Annotated in this window: 11 protein-coding genes; all 11 read left to right on the top strand. The window is 42.1% G+C overall.

Annotated elements, in window-relative coordinates:
- Positions 1 to 8: 8 nt before the first annotated feature.
- Positions 9 to 1,331, top strand: coding sequence for an NHL repeat-containing protein (locus HFD85_RS19710; protein ID WP_167613725.1), 1,323 nt, complete (start codon positions 9 to 11; stop codon positions 1,329 to 1,331).
- Between the two features lie 94 nt (positions 1,332 to 1,425).
- The gene (locus tag HFD85_RS19705) at positions 1,426 to 2,913 is read left to right on the top strand and encodes a sodium:solute symporter family protein (RefSeq protein WP_167613723.1); all 1,488 of its coding nucleotides are present in this window, start codon (positions 1,426 to 1,428) and stop codon (positions 2,911 to 2,913) included.
- 3 nt (positions 2,914 to 2,916) lie between these two features.
- Positions 2,917 to 6,534, top strand: coding sequence for a glycosyl hydrolase (locus tag HFD85_RS19700; RefSeq protein WP_167613721.1), 3,618 nt, complete (start codon positions 2,917 to 2,919; stop codon positions 6,532 to 6,534).
- Positions 6,535 to 6,567: 33 nt separating this feature from the next.
- A complete protein-coding gene (locus HFD85_RS19695; RefSeq protein ID WP_167613719.1) occupies positions 6,568 to 8,457 on the top strand; it encodes a hypothetical protein in 1,890 nt (629 codons plus the stop codon).
- A 50-nt stretch (positions 8,458 to 8,507) separates the two neighbouring features.
- Complete coding sequence (locus tag HFD85_RS19690) at positions 8,508 to 11,786, top strand: glycosyl hydrolase (RefSeq protein ID WP_167613718.1); 3,279 nt, start codon at positions 8,508 to 8,510, stop codon at positions 11,784 to 11,786.
- 1 nt (position 11,787) lies between these two features.
- Positions 11,788 to 13,929 (top strand): FG-GAP repeat domain-containing protein, encoded by a 2,142-nt coding sequence (locus HFD85_RS19685; RefSeq protein WP_167613716.1) that lies wholly within the window; start codon positions 11,788 to 11,790, stop codon positions 13,927 to 13,929.
- A gap of 22 nt (positions 13,930 to 13,951) precedes the next feature.
- Positions 13,952 to 17,191: a T9SS type A sorting domain-containing protein gene (locus HFD85_RS19680; protein WP_167613715.1), complete on the top strand. Its 3,240-nt coding sequence runs from the start codon at positions 13,952 to 13,954 to the stop codon at positions 17,189 to 17,191.
- A gap of 78 nt (positions 17,192 to 17,269) precedes the next feature.
- A complete protein-coding gene (locus HFD85_RS19675; protein WP_167613713.1) occupies positions 17,270 to 19,180 on the top strand; it encodes a hypothetical protein in 1,911 nt (636 codons plus the stop codon).
- Positions 19,181 to 19,256: 76 nt separating this feature from the next.
- Positions 19,257 to 20,684: a glycoside hydrolase family 27 protein gene (locus HFD85_RS19670; protein WP_167613711.1), complete on the top strand. Its 1,428-nt coding sequence runs from the start codon at positions 19,257 to 19,259 to the stop codon at positions 20,682 to 20,684.
- A gap of 133 nt (positions 20,685 to 20,817) precedes the next feature.
- Positions 20,818 to 21,942 carry a glycoside hydrolase family 88/105 protein gene (locus HFD85_RS19665; protein WP_167613709.1) on the top strand — a complete coding sequence of 375 codons (1,125 nt, stop codon included), beginning with the start codon at positions 20,818 to 20,820 and terminating at the stop codon, positions 21,940 to 21,942.
- A 38-nt stretch (positions 21,943 to 21,980) separates the two neighbouring features.
- Positions 21,981 to 23,021: a PQQ-binding-like beta-propeller repeat protein gene (locus HFD85_RS19660; protein WP_167613707.1), complete on the top strand. Its 1,041-nt coding sequence runs from the start codon at positions 21,981 to 21,983 to the stop codon at positions 23,019 to 23,021.
- Positions 23,022 to 23,053: the final 32 nt, after the last annotated feature.

The raw sequence follows: 23,053 nt of genomic DNA, 5'->3' as shown, positions 1-23,053 counted from the left end.
TCATAATAATGAAAACAAAGGAAACTCTTAAAGCAAAATCACTAATAGTCAGAATACTTTTTATGGTGGTCCTAATTTTAGGAGTAATGCTTATTAAGTCTCAGGCCCAATCTATCCAGGTTCAGGACAGGGCAATGATACGTCCCTCCATAATTCATTTGGAACCAGGTGAAAAACAAAGATTCAAAATTGTATTGAAAGCAACCCGCCTAAATCCAACAAGGAATCCGGAAGGGATCATATGGTCTGTTAATGATATTGAAGGTGGAAATCAGGAATATGGAGTAATAAGCAAGGAGGGGGTCTATTATGTACCTGATAAAATGCCTCATCCACGTGAAATCCATATTGGAGGCTATACGGAAGAAGCCCAAAACAAACAGCTATATGCAACAGTGATCATCGGGAAAGCTCCCCTTCAGTATAAGTCGGTGAAGATATGGAGCAAGCCATTAAATGATGAGGTGCTCAAAATAAAATCACCACATGGATTTGGTTTGGACAAAGATGGTAATATTTTAATGGCTGATGAGAGTGCTGACCGTGTGTATCGCTTTTCACCGGATGGAAAATATTTAAATGATATAGGTAAAGGTCAGGGTGAAAGCCCCGGTGAATTTAAGTGGCCCCGTGAGGTAAGATGCAGCCCGGAAGGGGAGATTTATGTGTCAGATAGCAAGGGTGATGATCCACGTATCCAGGTTTTTAGCCATGGGGGGGAATTACTCCACACTTTTGCCGACAAGGGCAGGGGACCTAGTCAAATACTTAGGGCACATGGTTTTGGTTTCGGACCGGACCAAACGGTATCAATTGTCGATGTTGACAATATGCGGGTAAAAACTTACAAAAGGCCAATAGGAGAATTCCTTTATGATTTTGGATCCTGGAATGCGTATAAAGGGATGAACCCCGGAGAAATGAATGCCTGTCACGGGATATTTGTTGATCAAAACGGCGATGTATTTGTGAACAGTTATTATGGACCAACACATAAATTTACTCCCAGAGGGGAAAGCCTAGCTGAGTTTTGCCATGGTAATCCCCCCGAAGGTTCAGTCTATTTCCATAATTTAACCGGAGATAAGTGGGGGAATGTGTATGTGATGGCCAGGCCAGAAGGAGGCGCAGAACAAGCTAGACTTGATGGTGGACCTGAACATCCAATTAGCGTTATAAAGTTTAACAACAATGGGGATTTTGTTACCGAATGGAGTTATTCCGATTCAAAGCATCGTGAAACAACCGCAGCAGTGGATGACAATGGTGTATATTATGGTATGTATGTGACAGAAAATGAAATGGTGATTGAAATATTTAACGAAGAATAGAAAAAATTTAGGATAGACAGATATATAGAATTTGAAATAAAAGGGATTACTCGAATTTTTGTGAATTAATATAGAATAATATAAAAAACTAAACATGAGCTTTATCGATATCGCAATTTTTGTAGCTTATTTACTGGGAGTAGTTGTATTTGGCAGCTCTTTTTACCGCAAAAATAAATCATCCAAATCGTTTACAGTTGGAAATAACAACATCCCTACCTGGGTAATTTCCATGTCTATTTTTGCAACTTTTGTAAGCAGCATCAGTTATCTCGCGTTGCCGGGGCAGGCCTACCTTACCAACTGGAATGTCTTTGTTTTTAGTCTGTCCATTCCGTTTGCAACACTTTTGGCTGTTCGTTTTTTTGTTCCGCTTTACCGATCAGTAAACAGCCCGTCAGCCTATACTTATCTCGAAAAAAGATTCGGTCCCTGGGCTAAAACATATGTTTCGGTGATGTACCTGCTAACCCAGCTTATGCGAGCCGGAACCATTCTTTTCCTGCTAGCCTTAACCGTAAACGTAATAACAGGTTGGAGCATCGTTGCAATTATCATTGTTACCGGATTAAGTGTCATGATTTATTCCTTGCTTGGGGGAATCCAGGCCGTTGTTTGGACAGATGCCATTCAGGGAATAATATTGGTTTTGGGTGCTGTTGTTTGTGCTGGTTTGCTTTTGTTTTCTATGCCCGAGGGACCCGGACAGTTTTTCTCAATTGCCATGGAGCATGACAAATTTAGTTTGGGAAGTTTTAAACTCGAACTCACCAGTTCAACATTTTGGGTGGTGCTGATTTATGGCCTGTTTATTAATGTGCAGAATTACGGTATCGATCAGAACTATATACAACGTTATATGACCGCCAGTTCGGAGAAGGAGGCTAAAAAGTCGGCACTTTACGGAGGGCTGCTTTATGTGCCCGTTTCATTGTTGTTTCTATTTATCGGAACGGCACTGTTTACTTATTACACAGCTAATCCGGGGCTTTTGCCTGCCGATACTCCTGCCGATAAGGTATTCCCCTATTTTATTGTGAATGGACTGCCGACAGGTCTGACCGGGTTATTAATTGCATCGGTATTTGCCGCCGGAATGAGTACCATATCAACAAGCGTGAACAGTTCGGCTACCGTAATTCTAAACGACTATTTTAAGCTTTCATCAGATGATAAAGACAGCGATAAAAAGTCGATGAAGATTCTGTACAGTTCATCGTTTTTATTCGGTGTTTTGAGCATCGGCATTGCCATTGCCATGATTAATGTACAAAGCGCACTGGAAGCCTGGTGGAAACTGGCATCTATTTTCAGCGGTGGAATGTTGGGACTGTTCCTTTTGGGGTATTTCTCAAAAAAAGTGAAAAGCAAAGCAGCTGTTATTGGTGTTCTGGCCGGTGTTCTGATTATCGGGTGGATGAGTTTATCACCTTTGTTTTTTACCAGCGATGCATTACAACCATACGCCAGTCCTTTCCACAGTTACCTGTCCATTGTATTCGGAACAACCGCCATTTTTATTGTAGGGTTTTTGGGAGGAGTATTTATCAATCGTTCAAGATTAAATTCAGCAAATCAATAATTTATGAAACGCAGACAATTTCTAAAAACTTCAGCAGCAGCCGGATTGGTAACAATGATTACACCCTCCGGTTTGCTTTATTCGTGTAAAAAAAACGTTAGTGACACTATCGAAGGATCATTTCTGAATCCTCCATCATCAGCAAAACCTTTTACCTGGTGGCACTGGATTAATGGTTTTGTGACCAAAGACGGCATTACCCGCGATTTGGAAGCGATGGCCGAAGTTGGAATTGGTGGCGTGCAGGCTTTTTCGGCCTACATGGACATGCCACATGGCGATGCCGATTATTTAAGCCCTCTGTGGATTGATTTGATGCAACATGCAGCCAGTGAATGCCTGCGGCTCGGTCTTGAGTTTGACATGCATAACTGCATGGGCTGGAGCTCAAGTGGTGGTAGTTGGATTCCACCAGAACTTTCGATGCAACAATTGGTTTGGAGCGAGGCTTCTGTTGAAGGTGGTAAAACTGTAAAACTTCAATTGGAACAGCCTTTTAAACGACTGGATTATTACCGTGATGCTATTGTTGTTGCATTCCCTTCTGTTTCAGCTACCAAAACGATTAATAATTGGGAACAGAAAGCAAATTATCCCAATTCAGGTTTTCATCCGCAAATTGAGTTGGATACGCTGATTAGTAATGACGAAATTTCAGAGTCGGCGATAATACCTGACTCTGTAATTGATATATCTTCCTTTATGGATGAAAGCGGAATGCTAAATTGGGAAGCTCCGGTAGGTAACTGGACCATCATACGTTTTGGACATACCACCACAGGAATAAAAAACAGGCCTTCGTCGGGTAACGGACAAGGGTTGGAGTGCGATAAATTTAGCAGCGAAGCGCTCGATTTCCATTTTAATTACATGATGGAGAAGCTTTTGCCCGCGTTGAAACCCATTGCTGAAAACGGTACGTTTGGCATGTTAATCGACAGCTATGAAGTTAACCTTCAGAACTGGACCATAAATATGCCACAGGAATTTGAAAACAGAAGCGGTTACAAGATCTATAAATTTATGCCGGTACTCGCGGGAAGAATAGTTGGTGACATCAATACTTCGGAACGTTTCCTATGGGATTTCAGAAAAGCCTGTGCTGATTTAATGGCCGAGAATTATCAGGACCGTTTTGTGGAGCTTTGCAGGCAAAATAACATCATTTCCTCTACAGAACCATACAATAAAGGACCTTTCGATGAAATGCGTGCCGGTGAAAACATGGATGTAAACCTCGGTGAATTCTGGATGAAAACAGGTCATTTTTCGCATTCGGTAAAAGTGGCTGCTTCCATACAAAGCATGAACGGCAAAAAAATAGTGGGTGCCGAGGCGTTTACCGGAAGGCCCTTTTATTCCAAGTGGCAGGAATATCCTTTCTCGATGAAAACGCAGGGCGATTTTATGTACACCATGGGGTTGAATCGATTTATTTTTCATCGTTATGCACATCAGCCTCATCCTACAGCCGTTCCCGGAATGACAATGGGGCAATGGGGTTTTCATTTTGAACGAACAAACACCTGGTTCTATCAGGGAAAGAAATGGCTGGAATACGCCACCCGTTGCCAGTATATGTTGCAACAGGGAACTTTTGTGGGAGATGTAATATATTTTACAGGAGAGGAAGCTCCGGGAGACGATATTACAATGGGCGCCTTGTATCCCGATTTACCGACGGGTTACGATTTTCAATTTGCCAACAGGGATATTCTGCTTCATAAAGTAACTGTTAAGGACGGGCGCATAACCTTGCCCGATGGTTTGAGTTTTACCATGTTGCTGTTACCTGAAAAAGACTTTCTGACTGTAGAACTGGCTCGTAAACTAAAGGAACTGGTCCAGCAGGGAATGATATTGTCGGGGCCGCGACCACAAACCATACCATCTCTCAGCAATTTCTCAACTGCTGAAACCGAATTTAAATCGATTGTTGAAGAATTATGGGGTGCTGAAACAAAATCACCTGTTGACAGAAAAGTAGGGGCTGGGCGTGTTTTTAGTAACTTGCCGGTGAAGCAGGTATTCCAAAAACTAAGCCTGAAACCTGATTTTGAATTTACTTCCCAATCGGGTGATGCACCCGTAAACTATATTCACCGTAAACTGTCTGATGGGCATCTTTACTTTGTTGCCAACCGCCGGAGATTTAGTGAAGAGCTGGTTTGCAGTTTCAGGCTCGAAGGGTATCAACCTGAGTTGTGGGATGCCAACACCGGAGAGCGGAAGTCTGTGGCTGTCTATTCATCCGAAAAAGGTATTACTACACTTCCCCTGCAACTTGACCCCGGTGGTTCTGTGTTCGTGGTTTTCAAAAAAACTGATTCTGTAAAAAGACTGCTGGCAATTGCTAAAAATGGCGAAACTCTCTTAAGTACGAAGCATTTTAGTCAAAACGGTAAAAACGACTATAAACAAATAAGCAATAATTTTTCGGTGAGCCTGTGGGTAAAACCTGAAACTGATGAGGTAATACCTGACGATTTAGGCAGGTATGTGGAAACAACCCGCTACACTTCGAGTTACCCGGTTTTCGCACCTTCAGGAAAGCAACTCTTTGGTGATGGGCATGCTACCTTTGTATTACTGGCGGCCCGTAATGGTGTGGCAGTATTTGAAAAGGCCGACGAGAATTTAAAGGCAGTTTTAATTGCCAATATGCCCATTTCGTCGTGGACACATTTTACGGTTGTGTATGCGGATGGTCAACCTGCTTTATATGTAAACGGGGCGTTTATTAAAGAGGGGGAGAAATCGGAACTAATTGTGCACCCGGTAATTGTTGATTACCAAAATAACGATAAATTATTTTATTACGATGGAGACTTAACTCCTCCTAAAGTATTCGACTATCCGATATCAAAATCAGAAATAGAAGAACTTTTTGAAAAAGGCGTTCCCTTTGAAAAAAGCGATAAAGTGCTTGAACCCGATTTTGGCGAAGAACCCGGCTTCTTGTTTTGGGAGAATGGCGAATATGTGTTGCAGCCTGCATCCGGTGGAACATCAAAAATAGTAGTTGATGAAATAAACAAACCACTTGAGCTGAGTGGCGATTGGACAGTAAGTTTCCAGAAGGACAGGGGAGCGCCGAATCAAATCGTTTTACCAGAGCTCATGTCGCTGCACACTCATCCCGAGGAAGGAGTAAAATATTTTTCGGGTACGGCAACTTATCACAAAACTTTTGTAGCCGACCCGTCATTAATTGCCGGTGAAAAGCTCGTCTACCTTGATTTGGGAAGGATTGCTGTTATTGCCGAAGTGGTGCTGAACGGTAAAGAACTGGGTATTGTCTGGAAACCTCCGTACCGCTACGATATCACAGAAATTGTAAAAGAAGGCGAAAACGAACTTCAGGTAAAAGTAACCAATCAATGGCCAAATAGGCTAATTGGCGATGAACAGTTGCCGGTAGAAAATGAATTCAAAAAATATGGTCCTAAGGGTTCGGGAATTGTTGATTTCCCCGATTGGTTCAGGCAGGGAAAACCAAAACCGGCAGGTGGAAGGGTAACTTTTACTACCTGGCGGCATTTCGATAAAGATTCACCACTGTTGGAATCGGGGTTGATTGGACCGGTGGAAATACGTAATGCTGTAACGAAGGAAATATAACATAAGCGAACCGCTAAATCTATCTTCTTAAAAATGAAAATAATTCTTAATCCTGTTTTGATCCTGCTTTTATTTCTTACGTCATGTAGCGAGCCTAAAAGTGAATTTTCGGAAGGACAACTTCCCGACTCAACATTAATTACCATCCGCGATGGATTTGACACGCGGGTAGCTGATTTATTCAATGACCAGAAAGGAAAAACGCTTGATGAAACATTCAGGGTTAACTGGAATGAAAGCCTGGCACATTCCTATCCTCGTACAACATATGCCGCCGTGCAATTTTGGTTGAATGAAAATATCGACTCAGCGAATATCGCTCTTCAGGAATATGGCCAGTATTTTATCGATAAACCCGACGAGAACCGCATGAATGTTGGCTGGCATACCGAGATGGCTCTTCGTTTAATTGAAATGTATGGGTCAAAGGGGAGAAAGTCTCCAGGTCTTTTAAAGCCGGAAGCCGAAAAGAAAATAATGGAAGGGATATGGACCAATGTGAAAGGAGGGATGGGACAAGACCCCGAACAAATTAATACCATGACCGTAAATTATACGAAGGAATCTGAAACCTGGTATATTAATTCATCAGAAAACCTGCATGCACAAAGCTTTACTACAAAATGGAATTTCGCATTGCTGGCCAAAGACATGCCTGATTTTAAAGACCGCAAATACAACGACGGACACAATGCTTCGTGGCATTATGAGAAATGGACCGAGTACCTGAAAATGTACTTTACAGAACGTGCCAAAAAAGGTTTGTTCATTGAAATGATGAGCAGGGATTACAACCATAAAACGTTAAAGGGAATGTTCAATATTTATGATTTCTCTCACGACCCTGAACTGAAACGAAAGGCAGGCAATTATCTTGACCTCTATTTTGCGTATTGGGGCGAAGAGCAGCTCAAAGGGGTCTCCGGCGGAGGAAAATCAAGGTTGTACCAGGATCAGTCTCCCGGCACTTCGGAATATGGTTACCTGTTTTTTGGTATGGGTGAAAAACCCCGGTTTGAAACCACGATCATATCAGCAATGACAACAAGTTATCGGCCGCCGTTGGTTGTTTACGATATCGTTTGTGACCTGAAGGGCCGGGGGATTTACGAAGTCAGGCAACGTGCAATGGGTTTGGCTGAACCGGGGCATAACTCCCCTCCTGTATATCATTTGCGAACCGATTATGGGGGTATTGTCAGGTATTCGTATTGTACCCCTGATTTTATTATCGGCACGTCAATGTTTGAGGCACGCCCTGATACCGACTGGGTTATGATCAGTTCACAAAATCAGTCACGCGGGGTAATCTTTGCCGACAATACGGAAGCAGGGATCCTCCCGCAATGTGAGAAAATCAAAAATAACAGGTTGTACAACTCCATGTGGTCGGTTCAGGAAAAAGGAACACAAATTAGCCAGAAGTTGCATACCAGCAGGGGCGCCGGGCGCACAATGGTGTGGTTCTCGGCGGAAGGACTTCATAATCCAATTGAAGATGGTGGTTGGATTTTTACCGAAACGAAGGGTGCATTTGCTGCTCTTAAAGTTGTCGATGGAGCATATAGTTGGGAAGAGGAAACCGGGCAAACCAAAGGGAAATGGTTGGTTTGTGAAAATGAATATTCCCCGTTAATTCTTGAAGTGGATCAAAAGTCAAACTACAAATCATTTGAAGCATTCCGGGAAAAAGTGCTTGGGAATCAATTGTCTTTTCAGAACAATATCCTGAAATATACCGGTATTTATGGAGACAAATTTGCCTTTTATGCCAACTATTCAAAATCGCCTGAAATTAATGGCGAAACTGTTAATTATGCCCCGGAGAAAGTATACGACAGCCCATTTCTTCAGTCGGATTGGAATACTGGAATAGTGAACATTCGGAAAGGGACGAGAAACAAAGTGCTGGATTTTAATTAAATCTTATTGCGATTTGTGACACTGAAAAAAAGTAAACATCAACGATGAGAATGAAAAAAAATATACTGATAGCAATATTACTACTTGCCGTAATGGGGCTGAACATTTGTGTTTCGTGTAAAAAGCAATCCGCATTTAGCCAGATTGAGTCAGGTTTCAAAACCATTCCCGATTCCATTCAAACTTCAGTTTATTGGTATTGGTTGTCCGATAACATCTCCAAGGAGGGTGTAGTTAAAGATCTCGAAGCCATGAAAAAAGTCGGGATTAACAGGGCTTTTATTGGTAATATCGGTTACTATAACATACCCTATGGCGATGTTAAATTTTTAAGCGATGAGTGGTATGAAGTGACACATGCGGCCTTAAAAAGAGCTTCTGAACTGGATATTGAAATCGGGATATTTAATTCTGCCGGATGGAGCCAGTCTGGTGGGCCCTGGGTGAAGCCGGAAATCGCAATGCGTTATTTAGCCAATTCTGAAACTAAAGTTAAAGGGCCGGGTAAAATCTCTCAATTATTAGATAAACCCGAAGGTGATTTTCAGGACGTAAAAGTGATTGCTTACCCTGCACCAAAGTATAATCAATTGATCCTGGACAAGCAAAACTGCACCGTTTCTTCTTCAGATAATATTTCAGGTCTTTCAAAATTAATAGATGGAGATGTTGCCACCGGATTTACTTTTCCTGAAGGAGATCAATTTACCTTGGATTTTAATGCAAAAAAAGAATTTACAGCCCGAAGCCTTACCATTCAAACTACCCAAAATATCATGTTTGCTTTGGTAACCATTCAGGCCAAAAGGGCAAACGGAGAATATACAACCATAAAAGAATTTGAACTCAACAGAACCAATGCTTCTACTCAGGTTGGGTTTATTCCGTATGCTCCGGTTGTTGCCTCGTTTCCGGCCACCACTTCAAGTAATTTCCGTTTGATTTTTAATAGTACTCAACCCTCCTACAGAAAATTTAGCGGGCTAAACGAAAAAGACGGCCTGACAGAAGTAATTTTCTCAACTGCGCCAAGGGTGGAGAATTATGCAGAAAAAACGCTGGCGAAAATGTTCTCGGCACCGCTTCCGTATTGGAATGAGTATCAATGGGAAGATCAGGCAGAAGTGGATGATACAGAAACGGTTATTGATCCTACAAAAGTAATCGACATTTCAGCGTTTATGGATAGCGATGGAAAACTTACATGGGATGCACCTGAAGGCGATTGGATTATTTTAAGAACCGGGATGAAGCCAACAGGTGTTGAAAACGGACCGGCCTCACGCGAAGGTGTTGGACTCGAAATAGATAAGATGAGTAAAGAGCATATCCGGTTTCATTTTGACTCTTTTCTTGGGAAGATATTGGAACGCATTCCGGCCGAGGATAGAAAAACATTTAAAGTGGCAGTGCAGGACAGTTGGGAAAAAGGAAGCCAAAACTTTACCGATGGCTTTTTAGATGATTTTCAACAAACCTATGGATATGACCCGCTTCCTTTTTTACCGGTTTACCAGGGGATGGTTGTGGAAAGCCAAAAAGCTTCGGACAGATTTTTATGGGACGTTCGCCGATTGGTGGCTGATAAAGTTGCCTATGATTACGTGGCTGGATTGAGAGTAGTATGCCATGAAAACGGACTTACCACCTGGCTAGAGAATTACGGTCACTGGGGATTTCCCGGCGAGTTTTTACAGTATGGTGGTCAATCGGATGAAATCGCTGGGGAGTTTTGGAGTACCGGTAGTCTTGGAGATATTGAAAACAGGGCTGCCACTTCTTGTGGCCACATATATGGAAAAACAAAAATCTCTGCAGAATCTAACACTTCGGGTGGACCGCATTACGCAAGGTATCCGGGAGTTATTAAACAACGAGGGGATAGGTTTTCTGCCGAAGGAATCAATAATACCTTGTTACATGTCTACATCCAGCAACCTTACGAAGATAAAAATCCGGGAATGAATGCCTGGTTTGGCAATGAGTTTCACCGTAAAAACACCTGGTTCTCGCAAATTGATGTTTACATTGAATACCTGAAGCGTTGTAATTTTATGCTCCAGCAAGGTTTAAATGTAGCCGATGTGGCTTATTTTATTGGTGAAGACGCCCCAAAAATGACTGGCATTACTGATCCTGCGCTTCCTGTGGGCTATCAGTTTGACTACATGAATGCGGAAGTGATTTTAAATAACATGACCGTTGAGGATGGCTTGATCACTTTACCGCATGGAACACAGTACCGCATTTTAGTGCTACCCAAATTGGAAACCATTCGGCCGGAGCTCCTTGCCAAAATCAAACAACTGGTGGAGGACGGAGCTGTTGTAATGGGGCCTGCACCAACTCACTCACCAAGTTTGCAAAACCAACCTGAGGCTGATAAACAGGTTCAACAGTTGGCCTCTGATTTATGGGGCGATGTGGATGGCGTGAATGTAAAATACAGAAAGTTCGGAAAGGGTACGATCATGAATGGACTGGAAATGGCTGAAGCTTTTGAGATCATCAATTGTGTTCCTGATTGCAAATTACCCGAGGATAACACGATTCATTACGGGCACCGAACATTGGAAGATGGTGATATTTATTTTGTGACAAACCAAACAGATGAAACCAAAATTATTACTCCCGAATTCAGAGTGACAGGTTTGCAACCCGAACTTTGGGAAGCAACAACCGGTTCTATTCGAAATCTTCCGGCATACGAACAGAATGAAAATACAACGGCTATACCTTTGAAACTGGAAGCCTACGAAAGTGTGTTTATTGTTTTTCGTAACAAAGCAGGAAAAGCTTCGCTTACAAAACTTGAGGCTAATTATCCGAATCCGACATTACTGACAAATATTACAAATCCCTGGACTGTCAATTTTGATTCAACCATGAGAGGACCAAATGAGCCTGTCGTGTTTGATACCCTGCAGGATTGGACAATTTCAAACGACAATAGAATTAAATACTTTTCAGGAACGGCGTTTTACAATACCAGTTTCAACCTCGATAAATTACCCGAAAACGAAAAGGTTGTAATCGATCTTGGAAGCTTTACTGCCATGGCCAAAGTATATGTGAACGACAAATATGCAGGAGGTCTTTGGACTGCACCTTATCAACTTGATATAACCGATTTAATAGTGCAGGGTGAAAACCAACTAAAGATTGAAATAGTGAACACCTGGATGAATCGGATTATTGGTGATTTAAATCTTCCAGAGGAAGAGCGCAAAATATGGATGTCTTATAATACATTAAAAGTAGACAACCCCTTGCAACCATCCGGTTTATTTGGACCGGTGAAAATTTTAGAACTATCAAATCAAAATTAAAATGGGAACAAACTCTAAAAATAATTGTCTGTCACTATCAACTGCTACCGGTATTTCGGGAAACCGATTTTCGCAGCAGGGCTTGTCCGAACAGCAGATTCAAAAAGTTTACACGAAAAAAAGAAACCCTTGGAGTGGAGCACTCAAAACTTTCGTTATTCTGTTTTCTCTGGGTTTATTTTCGTTGCAGGCTTCTGCTCAGTTGATTGGAGGAAGTGCTATTTCCGCCGGTGGAGAAGGTAATTACGGCGTTATTGACGGAGCCGCCAGCGGAACAGCCGATGTTTATGGAAATGGACCATATGACCTGTTCGTGGGCTTACGTACACTTTACCCGTTCGAACGTTTTGATGATTATGGCACGCCTGTTTACGGAGAAAAGGTAACGATCAGCTCTCCCAATTCGGGAGGCTATGTCTTTCGGCACACCAACGGGGAAATTTATGCACTGTCGTATTCGAATGGTCAAGTTCAGCTGCTATCCTTTGACCGGAATTTGTTGGAATTCAAAACATTTGCCAGTCATAAAGTTAACAAAATGAGTGGCAGCCTAGCCGGTTTTATCGACAAACAAGGCAAGCTCCATGTGTTTCACGTGAGCAATGACGATACAGAAATAACCGATGCAGGTGACCGGTCTCCTTTTCCCAGTTCGCGCAGTTCCCGGAATAAAGATGATGTTCCCTATCACCATCAGAAAGAATACAACGCTTATGATGGGGCCGGACTTGCCAAAAATCCATCCTGGTATTCCCGCGGGCCACGGCTTTTTCATGCTCAATTCTCCGATATAAAAATGACTACGCTGGAGAAAAATGAACCTGTTGATGTGAATAGCCGAAATTGTTATTTCAAGTTTGGAAGCAGAGGTCTTACAATGGCCATTTACAACAGCGAAACAAAAATTCCACAGGTAGTAGGAGCGAATCAAACAGGGCTCACACGGGTATTCCAAAATATTTCAGCTGATGGGGTAGACATTAACGAAGTACGATATGCCGTTGACACTCCCGATCATGTTATTTTGCGTCACCCGGTTATTCATCCCAATGTAAAGACCATTACAAATCCAAAAAACGGACTTTCCGATTTATTGATTGGCGACACCGGGCGTTTGTGGTTTTACCCTCTAAAGGGGATGCTGAAAGACAACACGCCCATTTATGGCGAACCAAAACTTGTTTTGTGCAAATCCGCCGATATTGTATGTGGAAGGCTGCCCGTGGTTTCTCCCGGAGATGTTGATAATGATGGTTTGGTAGATCTTCTGGTGGGAAACGATGCCGGCGAATTGCTTTTTGTGAAAAATATTGGCTCGAAGAAAGCACCTGAATTTGCCAACCCGGTTCCAATTCTCGTGGACGGAAAAACCTTTCAAATCCGCGCCGGTTACCAGGGATCAATTCAGGGGCCTCCCGAAGCCAACTGGGGATATACCTGCCCAACACTTTACGACTGGAATAATGACGGGAAGCTGGATATTGTTATGAACAGTATTTTGGGCGATATCGTAACTTTTATTCAAATAGAAAGTGAAGGAGACCGCCCCGCTTTTTCCGAAATGAAAAAAATATTCTGTGAAGGCCTGGATTTGCATTTATCGTGGCGCACACAACCCGGCATAACAACCTGGGGGGGCGAAACAGAGCCCTGCATTATTGCTAACGACGAGAACAACGAATTCCGGTGTTTTTACCAAATCGACATCCAGAACGTAGTTCGGGGCGAAGTATTAAGGCTGGAAACCGGCGAAGCAATACGGGCGCACGATAAACGCTTTGTTGGCCAGTGGGGACGTTCTAAAATTGTTCCGGTTGACTGGGATTTAGATGGAAAGATAGACCTGATGGTAGGCACAAGCAGAGCGCAGTCGATACCCGGTCCGGGTGGCATGCCAGACAATCTGGACGGAGATGAACGACAAGCCAGTGTTTTGTTTATGCGAAATGTTGGCACAAACGCCAAACCTGTATTCGAATATCCTGCAAGAATAAAATACAAAGATGAAGCCATTAAACTCGGGACACATAGTTGTTCACCTGCCCCTGTTGATTTAGGTCGTGGAGTAATGGATCTGGTTGTTGCCCGGGAAAAAGGAACCTTAATGTATTATAACAGGGAGGATATAAATCCAATTAAGTAATTTGATGATGAAACTCGTGAAGATGTTAAAACAAAGTGTTTTGAGGTATAAGCTAAAAATAAATTTTAAAAAAGAATGGATTGCTATTGCGCTGTTACTTTTGGCATCGGCAATGGCGAATGCCCAACCAAATATTCGTTTACGTGGTGTGGGGATTGACATAGGAAACGTGGGTTCTTCAGGATATCATTTAATGTATCCTAAAGGTGTTCGAACTACTTGGGAAGAACGTTATTACAAACCCGGTGAGTTTCATCTCTGGAATGAGCGACCTTCGCAAGTTATAAATAAGGATTTTGCATCGACACCTTTGGATACCGAGGATGAGCGCAATTGCTCCATAGATAGTGTAACTGCGGATGCTGCCTGTATAATTACTATTGCTGTGCCTATAAACAATATGGTTGCCGATGGTTGGACAAATACGGGCGTAACTTTTAGTTCTTCCATTTCAACTTTTACCTTGTATGTCTATAACTATACTGAACCAAACACGTGGGTAAAGATTCCATATTTTGATCCGCATATTCCCACTATGGTTTTTGGTGATGCCGAACATCTTAAGTTTGATAACCCTCTTCCAATTTCTGATTTGGCTGAGGGAGTGGTTATAGTGGATTCATGGGATTATTACAACAGGGGGAGTTATATCGTTGATCCTCATATAATGATTACACCCGAAGGGGATTATATTGCAGGACGGAACGGATACCGGTTTATTTCTAAAGATAAAGGCTTAACCTGGGAATATTGGGCTACGGATTACAAAATCGAACATTCATCAACCTTTTATCACGACGGGGCATACTATATTATTGGTGACGCAAATATGTTATCAAATGAAGTAGGGGCTATTACCAGATCAACTAACGGTGGCCAAACATGGGAAACACCGGTTAATCTTAATTTTGATTTGCGAAATGCCCCGGCACATGTCGAAATAAGTCAAGGTAGAATATGGATGGCATATGAACTGGCCGGAAGTTCTCACCGGGTGAATATTGCATCCGCGTCAACCTCCAGTAATTTAATGAGTGCTGCCAGCTGGGTTACTACTGAAAGGGAAGATTACGACCCAACAGGTAACGAAACTGATATGGTTATGGGGCCGGATGGATGGCCAATTGCATTGCCCAAAGGCGGGCCTCCAATTGTAGCAAGTAGCGAGTCAGAGGCTCATCAAATGTTTTCGCAAGATTTATTTAATCTTCCGGGTAGTGGTTCAAAATATACTGCAAAGTACGATTCTGTTACCAACAAATACTGGGCATTAACCAGCTACTCTCATTTTAATTATAACAGAGCCGGTATTGCTTTATGGAGTTCATCTAATTTAAAAAGCTGGACAAAAGAAAGGCAAGTATTTGAAGGAAAATCAGGTGCTTTTCATGGATTCAACTATCCTTTTATGGAAATTGACGGCGACGATGTTGTTTTTGTGCTTAGAACTGCCTGGGAGAATGATCGAGGACAAGCCCAGCGTTGGCACGATGCCAATATGCTAACCTTTCACAGAATTCGAAATTTCAGAGAAAACTGCCATATTATTCCCAAATATCAAATTAATACAAATCCTTTAGATAGTGGAAGAATTGTGCCTGCAGCCATTGGAGATCAAGTGCGTTTAACGCCTGCGACAAATTTGTATGATTCAGCAGATGGTGAATGGGCATGGACAGGACCTGATAAATTTACTTCAACGGAAAGAGAAATAGTACTTACAAGCTTTGAAAACACTCAGGCAGGAGTTTATACAGCAACATTTACTGCTCCGGATGGTGCGCTTGTTACCTTGGAGTATACCCTGGCCATAAATGGAGATTGCGAAATATTACCTTACATCAAGATAGCGGACGATGACTGGATGATTAAATCAGACGTTGAACTGGCTTTAGCTGACCGGGTTAATTTTGGCCCGCAATCAAGGGATTATGGCGGTGATTGGGGCAATGGCTGGTATGTGTCCGGGCCTGATGGTGTGGAATTAAATAAAAGAGATGTCCTGATCTCAAGTATTAATGAAGAAGAGATGGGGACGTATACCTTTACGAATATTGATGAGAATTGGTGTGCTGCGTCAATTGATTTCTCATTAACTCGTAGCAATAAAGTTAGATGCGAGATTCTGCCTAAGTTTAAAATTAATGATGATGCGGTGCAAGGGGGCACAATTGCAGCAGTACCCTTAGGAGGCAAAGTTCGTCTTACTCCCGAATCCGATTTATATGGGACCGCCAATGTTGGCAACTGGAGTTGGACGGGGCCTAATGGTTTTAGCGCCTCAACCCGCGAAATTAACTTAACAAACTTTCAAAATAGTCAGGTTGGAGAATATGTTGTCACATTTAGTTCAGAATCTACATTTCCGATATCACAAAAGATTTTAGTTGGCATAAAAGGAGAGTGTTCAATTATTCCATGGTACAAGATAAACGAAAGGGACTGGGTACCTAAGGCTTCAATAGTGGTGGTTGAAGGTGATGATATCTCATTTGGACCGTGGTCGGAAGAATTTAAATGGAAAGGTGGAACATGGAGTTGGTCGGGGCCAAATAATTATTTCGCCGAAGGTCGAGAGCCAGTAATAAGAGACATCCAATATACTCAGGCAGGTGTTTACACGGTTACTAATTTTGATCAAAATTTGTGCGCATCCTCACTTGATTTTACGATTGAAGTGAACGAGTGTGGGATTATTCCTTACCTAAATATTAATAATGAGGGATGGAATAGTGTATCTGGTGCCGAGGTAAATATTGGGGATGAAGTTTGGTTTGGCCCGCAGTCAACAATTTCGGGAGGTGCCGATGTGCTGGGCTGGTCTTGGGAAGGACCAAATGGCATGGTTGAAACCAATAGAGGACTTCTGATTAGTAATTTCAAATCGAATCAATACGGCACATATACGGTATCATTTACTGATCCTTCCGGTTGTTATTCAAGCTTTCAATATGAACTAAATGATCCTCTGGCTACGGCTATTGAAATGGTTGATATTGGATATGAAAGTGATAATTACGCGATAAGAATATATCCCGATCCGGTTGTACATGAAAAATTCAATCTGGAATTAAATAATATACAAGCCAGTGAAGTAATGATTTTTAATCTCACTGGAGTAAAAATATCGCATAAAATGATTCACAATAGCGAAAGAATTCTGAAAATGGAGTTAAATAAACCCGATATACCCGGAATTTATTTTGCCAAGGTGATGGAGAAAAGCGGAAAATCTTACACAACAAAATTTGTTGTGCTGTAAGAATAACAACGAAATGAAATAAAAAATGTCGAATGTAAAACAGGCAAAACAAATATGAATAAACAATTATCCAAATCAATGCGTAATTCAAGACATACCTGTCCCCTTTTTATTATCCTTGGCTTTATATGTTTACTGTCCTTTTCCTGCAATTTCACTGCGGAAAATGAAAACGAAGCACAACTTCCCGACTCAACATTAATTACCATTCGTGACGGATTTGATACCCGGGTAGCCGAATATTTTGAAGAACAAAAGGATATTCCACTTTCAAAGTGGAAAAGTTCGGGTTGGAATGAGCCTCAACGCCATTCGTATCCACTCATTGAATATGCCACCGTAAATTTAATGTTTCATCAGAATATCGATTCTGCGAATACAGCACTGGTGGAATATGCCGATTATTTTATAAACGACCCCGAAAAGATTTTGCACAGAGACCATTTTCACTGGCATTCGGAAATGGCACTTCGTTTAATTGAATTTTTTGGTACAAGTGGAATCAAAACAGTAGGTTTGATAAAACCTGAAACTGAAAACAAAATATTTGAAGCTGTGTGGCTTTATGCAAAACGCCGGCAGGAAGATCAGGTGGGAGCCAATACCAAAGCTGAGGCCGATCATAAAATCTCAAATACCTGGTATATTTACGAGTCGGAAAACCACCATGCACAAAGCTTTACCACGCTATGGCACTTTTCGAAATTAGTAAAAGACCGCCCTGGTTTTAAAGACCGCAAGTACGACGATGGAAGAACGGCCCGGGAGCATTTTGAAAGTTGGAACGAGTACCTCAAAATCTATTTTGCCGAACGCGCTAAAAAGGGCATTTACGTGGAAATCATGAGCCGCGACTACAACCACAAATCGGTAAAGGGAATGTTTAATGTTTACGATTTTACAACCGATCCGGAACTGAAAAGAAAAGCAGAATATTACATCAATTTGTATTTTACCTATTGGGGGCAGGAACAAATTGACGGCATTGCCGGAGGGGCAAAATCAAGATTGTATCAGGACATCAATCAGGGAACTTCGGAATACGGATATTTGTTTTTTGGAATTGGCGAAAAGCCACATTTCCAAAGTGTTTTGCTAAGTGCGATGACAACTACCTATCGTCCTCCGTTGGTTGTGGTCGATATTGTATGCGACCGAAAAGGACGTGGCGTTTATGAAGTGAAACAACATCCGCTGGGACTGGCAAAAGACGGGGAATACGGGCCGCCCGTTTACCACATGCGGACGGATTATGGTGGCATTTTGCGTTATTCGTACTGTACTCCCGATTTTGTGATCGGAACCTGCATGTATGAAGTCCGGCCGCGTGAAGACTGGACTTTGATCAGTTCGCAAAACCGTTCGCATGGGGTGATTTTTGCCGGACATGAAAATGCTGCTATACTTCCGCAGTGTGAAAAAACAGCCAGCAACAGGGCGTACAATTCGCAATGGTCGGTTCAACAAAAAGGAACGCTTATATGCCAGAAACTGGAAACCAATCAGCGGGCAGGACGATCCGTGGTTTGGTTTTCGGGAGAGGGACTTGGAAACCCGATTGAAGAGGGAAATTGGATTTTTACAGAATCGGAGGGAGCTTATGCTGCTGTATGCGTTGTGGACGGTGGATTTACCTGGGAAGAGGAAACCGGGCGAACCAAAGGGAAATGGTTGGTTTGTGAGAAGGAATATTCTCCGGTTATCCTTGAAGTGGATCAGAAGTCAAACTACAAATCATTTGAAGAGTTTCGTGAAAAGGTGGCAAATAATCACCTCACTTTTAAAAATGGAGTATTGAAATACAAAGGGCTTTACAAAGATGAATTTACCTTTTATACGGATTACTCAAAATCTCCTGAGATAAATGGCGAAACTGTAAATTATGCTCCGGAAAAAGCTTATGACAGCCCTTTCTTAAAAGCCGAATGGAACAGTGGTGTAGTGCATATCCAAAAAGGGACAAGGTCGGTGGTACTGGATTTTAATTAAACAGGTTATTTCAGAAAATGACATTGGATAAAATAGTGATCCAACACAAAAATCAACAGCTCAAAATCGTGTAAAAATGAATAATAAAAAAAACTTTAGAATCCTGGCTCTGCTACTATTGATTGTTTCGGCATGTGGCGTTGAGCAATCCGAAAAGAACACGAAAACAACCATTACCAGTTTGGCGCCTACCCCGCCATTGGGATATAATAGCTATCAGAGTTATCAAACATATATGCACGAAACCGAAGCCATCAAAACCATTGATGTGATGGCAGAAAAATACCTGCCTTTCGGGTATAACTATTTTGTAATTGACGATGGCTGGCAGGTGGAAGCCGAGTTATTCGAAGGCACCACATATCCAAAAAAAGAAATTGGAGTAGCGTTGGACGAATTTGGTTTGCTGGAGCCAAGTAAAACGTATTTTCCGAACGGAATGGCAGCTATTGCCGACTATGCACATCAAAAAGGATTGAAGTTCGGACTTTGGATCATCAGGGGCATACCCCGGATTGCAGTGGAACAAAACCTCCCAATTAAAGGTACAAATTATCATGCCCGCGATATTGCCGACACAACCAGTGTGTGTTCATGGAAAGAGCAGAATTTTGGAATTGATATGAGCAAACCCGGAGCTCAGGAATATTACAACGCATTGATCGACAAACTGGCTTCATGGGGTGTTGATTTTATTAAAGCTGATGATATTGCTCCTTATCCTAAAGAAATTATGGCTGTTGTACATGCAATTGAGAACGGTGGGCATAAAATCGCATTAAGCCTTTCGCCGGGAAATAACCGCAATCAATACGAAAGCTTTTTACCCTATTTTAAAAAGACCACAATGCATCGGATATCCGGTGATTTTTGGGACAACCAGCCAAGCATCGATGTGGGATTCAGAGTTTGGAAAGTATGCACCGGTTTTGAAGGGAAAGGTACATGGATGGATTTGGATATGGTTCCTTTTGGAAGGTTAAGGATCAATTCTCCTGACAGCACCATTGTACCCGACATGCCTGAAAAGTACCGAAGCAGGGTCAGCTTGCTTTCAAACGACCAAATGAAAACATACATAACACAAAGAGCGCTGGCTGCTTCACCAATTTTCATAGGTGGCGACCTTCTGACTATGGATGATTATTCGTATTCACTGCTCACCAACAAGGATATGCTGGCCTGTAACCAAAATGGAGTGATGGGCCTAAATACGTTCAGCACCGACACCCTCGATATCTTTCTTTCATTTGATAATGAATCACCAACCAAAGGATGGTTTGGTGTTTTTAACAGAAAAAAGTTCGATGTGAAAGTTACACTTACAAAAAAAGACATCGGTTTGATAGAGTATGACAAAAACTATGGTGCGATTGAGAATCATAATGATTTCAAGTTAAAAGATATTTGGGAAGGAAAAGAATACAAAATGGGTGGCGCGCATGAATTTACGATACCAGCCAATGGTGTTGTATTTATGCAGTTTTCAGAAATCACAGACTGATAACTTGGAGGGTGATAATGAAACTTAGGTCTGTATTTTGTCTGTTTATCTGTTTCCATTTCATCGGAAAGAGAGAGTAAAAAAGAATAAGATTTTGGTCCATTAGAATAACAATAACTTAAAATGAATAAATATGAAAACATTTAATTTGCCGGTATTATTCGCCATTTTTCTAAGCGTAATGCTTGTTTCATGTGGAGGGAACTCCGGTTCAAAATACTTTAGCGATTGGCCCGAAGGGGCATCACCTGAAGAAGTGGGCAAAAAGCTATCTGAAAACTTCCTGACCCGTAAATTTCGTTTTCAGGAAGGACAGTTTGGCCGTTTAATTTACCCCGAAGTTTGCGCCTGGTACGGGGCACTGGAAGTGGTACACTTAACAAATGACGCTGCACTTCGTGAAAAGCTGATTCGCCATTACGATCTTTTTTTAACACCCGAAGGAAGTAAATATATTGTTGAAAGAGCGCATGTGGATTATCGGGTCACCGGTGTTGTGCCTCTTGAAATTTATATTCAAACGAAGGATGAGAAATACCTCAATGATGGCATCCGCTGGGCCGATGCGCAGTGGGACGAACCAACAGAGGACGGTATTACAAAAGAAGCGCGTTATTGGGTAGATGACATTTACATGATATCATCGTTGCAGGTTGAAGCTTACAGGGCAACAGGAGAATTAAAATACCTCGACCGTGCCGCACTTACAACCGCAACTTATTTGGATAAATTACAAGAACCAAACGGACTGTTTCATCACGCCGAAGATTCTCCTTTCTTTTGGGGACGAGGCAATGGTTGGTACGCAGCCGGAATGGCCGAATTGTTAAGCGAATTGCCGGAAGACAATAAATATTACGACCGGATAATGAGTGGCTACCTAACCATGATGGAGTCGCTTTTAAAATACCAGAGTGAAGAAGGTTTGTGGCGGCAGCTGGTTGATAAACCGGAGTCGTGGCTCGAGACCTCGGGAACCGGCATGTTTGCTTTTGCGATGGTAACCGGAGTAAAAAATGGCTGGTTGGAAGCCGATGTATATGGACCTGCAGCACGCAAAGCATGGCTTGCCCTTGTCAGCCGAATTGATGAAGAAGGAAACGTTCAGGATGTGTGTGTGGGAACCAACAAAGCCTTTAAAGAAGTTGGTCCTGATCTGGATAAACAACTGGAATTTTACATTGGCCGAGACCGCGATACCGGCGATCTGCACGGACAGGCACCTGTATTGTGGACGGCAATGGCTTTTTTGAAATAGAAAGGCTGAATTGTTGTAATAACTAAAACCAAAATAACATGAACCGTAACCGAATTAGAATTCAGATCTCAAACGCAGCATTGTTGCTGGTTTTCATAATCAGTATCATATCCTGTTCTCAGGGAAGTAAAAAATCCGGTAAAACCGGGGAAACAGAAAAAGCTGGAATTACTGATAGCATTGCATTGAGGGATCTGTCGAGGCATGATTTTTTATATGCCGGCGAAGCAAAAGTACAGGATATGTACATCCTTAAAAACGGAAAGATAGCCTGGGAATACAAAGGGCCAAGAGACCAGGGATACATGGGTGAGATAAGCGATGCAGTATTAATGAACAACGGTAACATTCTGTTTGCACATCAACGCGGCATTACACTTATAACGCCTGAAAGAGAGGTGCTATGGCATTACGATACGCCTGAAGGATATGAAACACACACAGCTCAGCCCATTGGAGAAAATTATGTGGTGTTTGTGCAGAATGGTAATCCGGCACAGGTTTTTGTAGTGAATATAAAGAATGGGGAAACAGTAAAAAGTTTTGAGGTCCCTGTAAAAAATCCGAAGAATTCCCACGGCCATTTCAGACATGCCCGGCTTACAAAAGATGGAACTTACCTGATAGCACATATGGATTTGGGAAAAGTTATTGAGTATGATATTGACGGAAATCAGTTGTGGTCAATGGATACACCAAAGATATGGTCGGCAGAACCCCTTGAAAATGGAAATATTTTACTTTGCGGCAACGATCGTTGGATTCGGGAAGTAAACAAGGAGGGTGATGTTGTATGGGATTTCAAGTTAGACGACTACCCGCAGTATAACATGACAAAACCACAGATTGCTACACGCCTTGAAAACGGAAATACCATTATTAACGATTGGTTTAGCGATTGGGGCGACACATTGGATATAAAAAAACCACCCATTCAGGCCATAGAAGTTACACCCGACAAAGAAGTAGTTTGGATTGTACAATCGTGGGAAAAGCCAAATTTAGGGCCATCAACTACCATTCAGGTGCTAAACGAAAATCGCATTCCGGAAAACAAACATTTTGGTCCATTCAAATAAAGGTATTTAAACGAGAAAAATGCTGGTGTTCT

Source organism: Maribellus sediminis (genome assembly GCF_011799805.1).
Lineage (GTDB): Bacteria > Bacteroidota > Bacteroidia > Bacteroidales > Prolixibacteraceae > Draconibacterium > Draconibacterium sediminis_A.
Note: the sequence above shows the minus strand (reverse complement) of the source record. Positions and strands in the feature narration are given on the sequence as shown.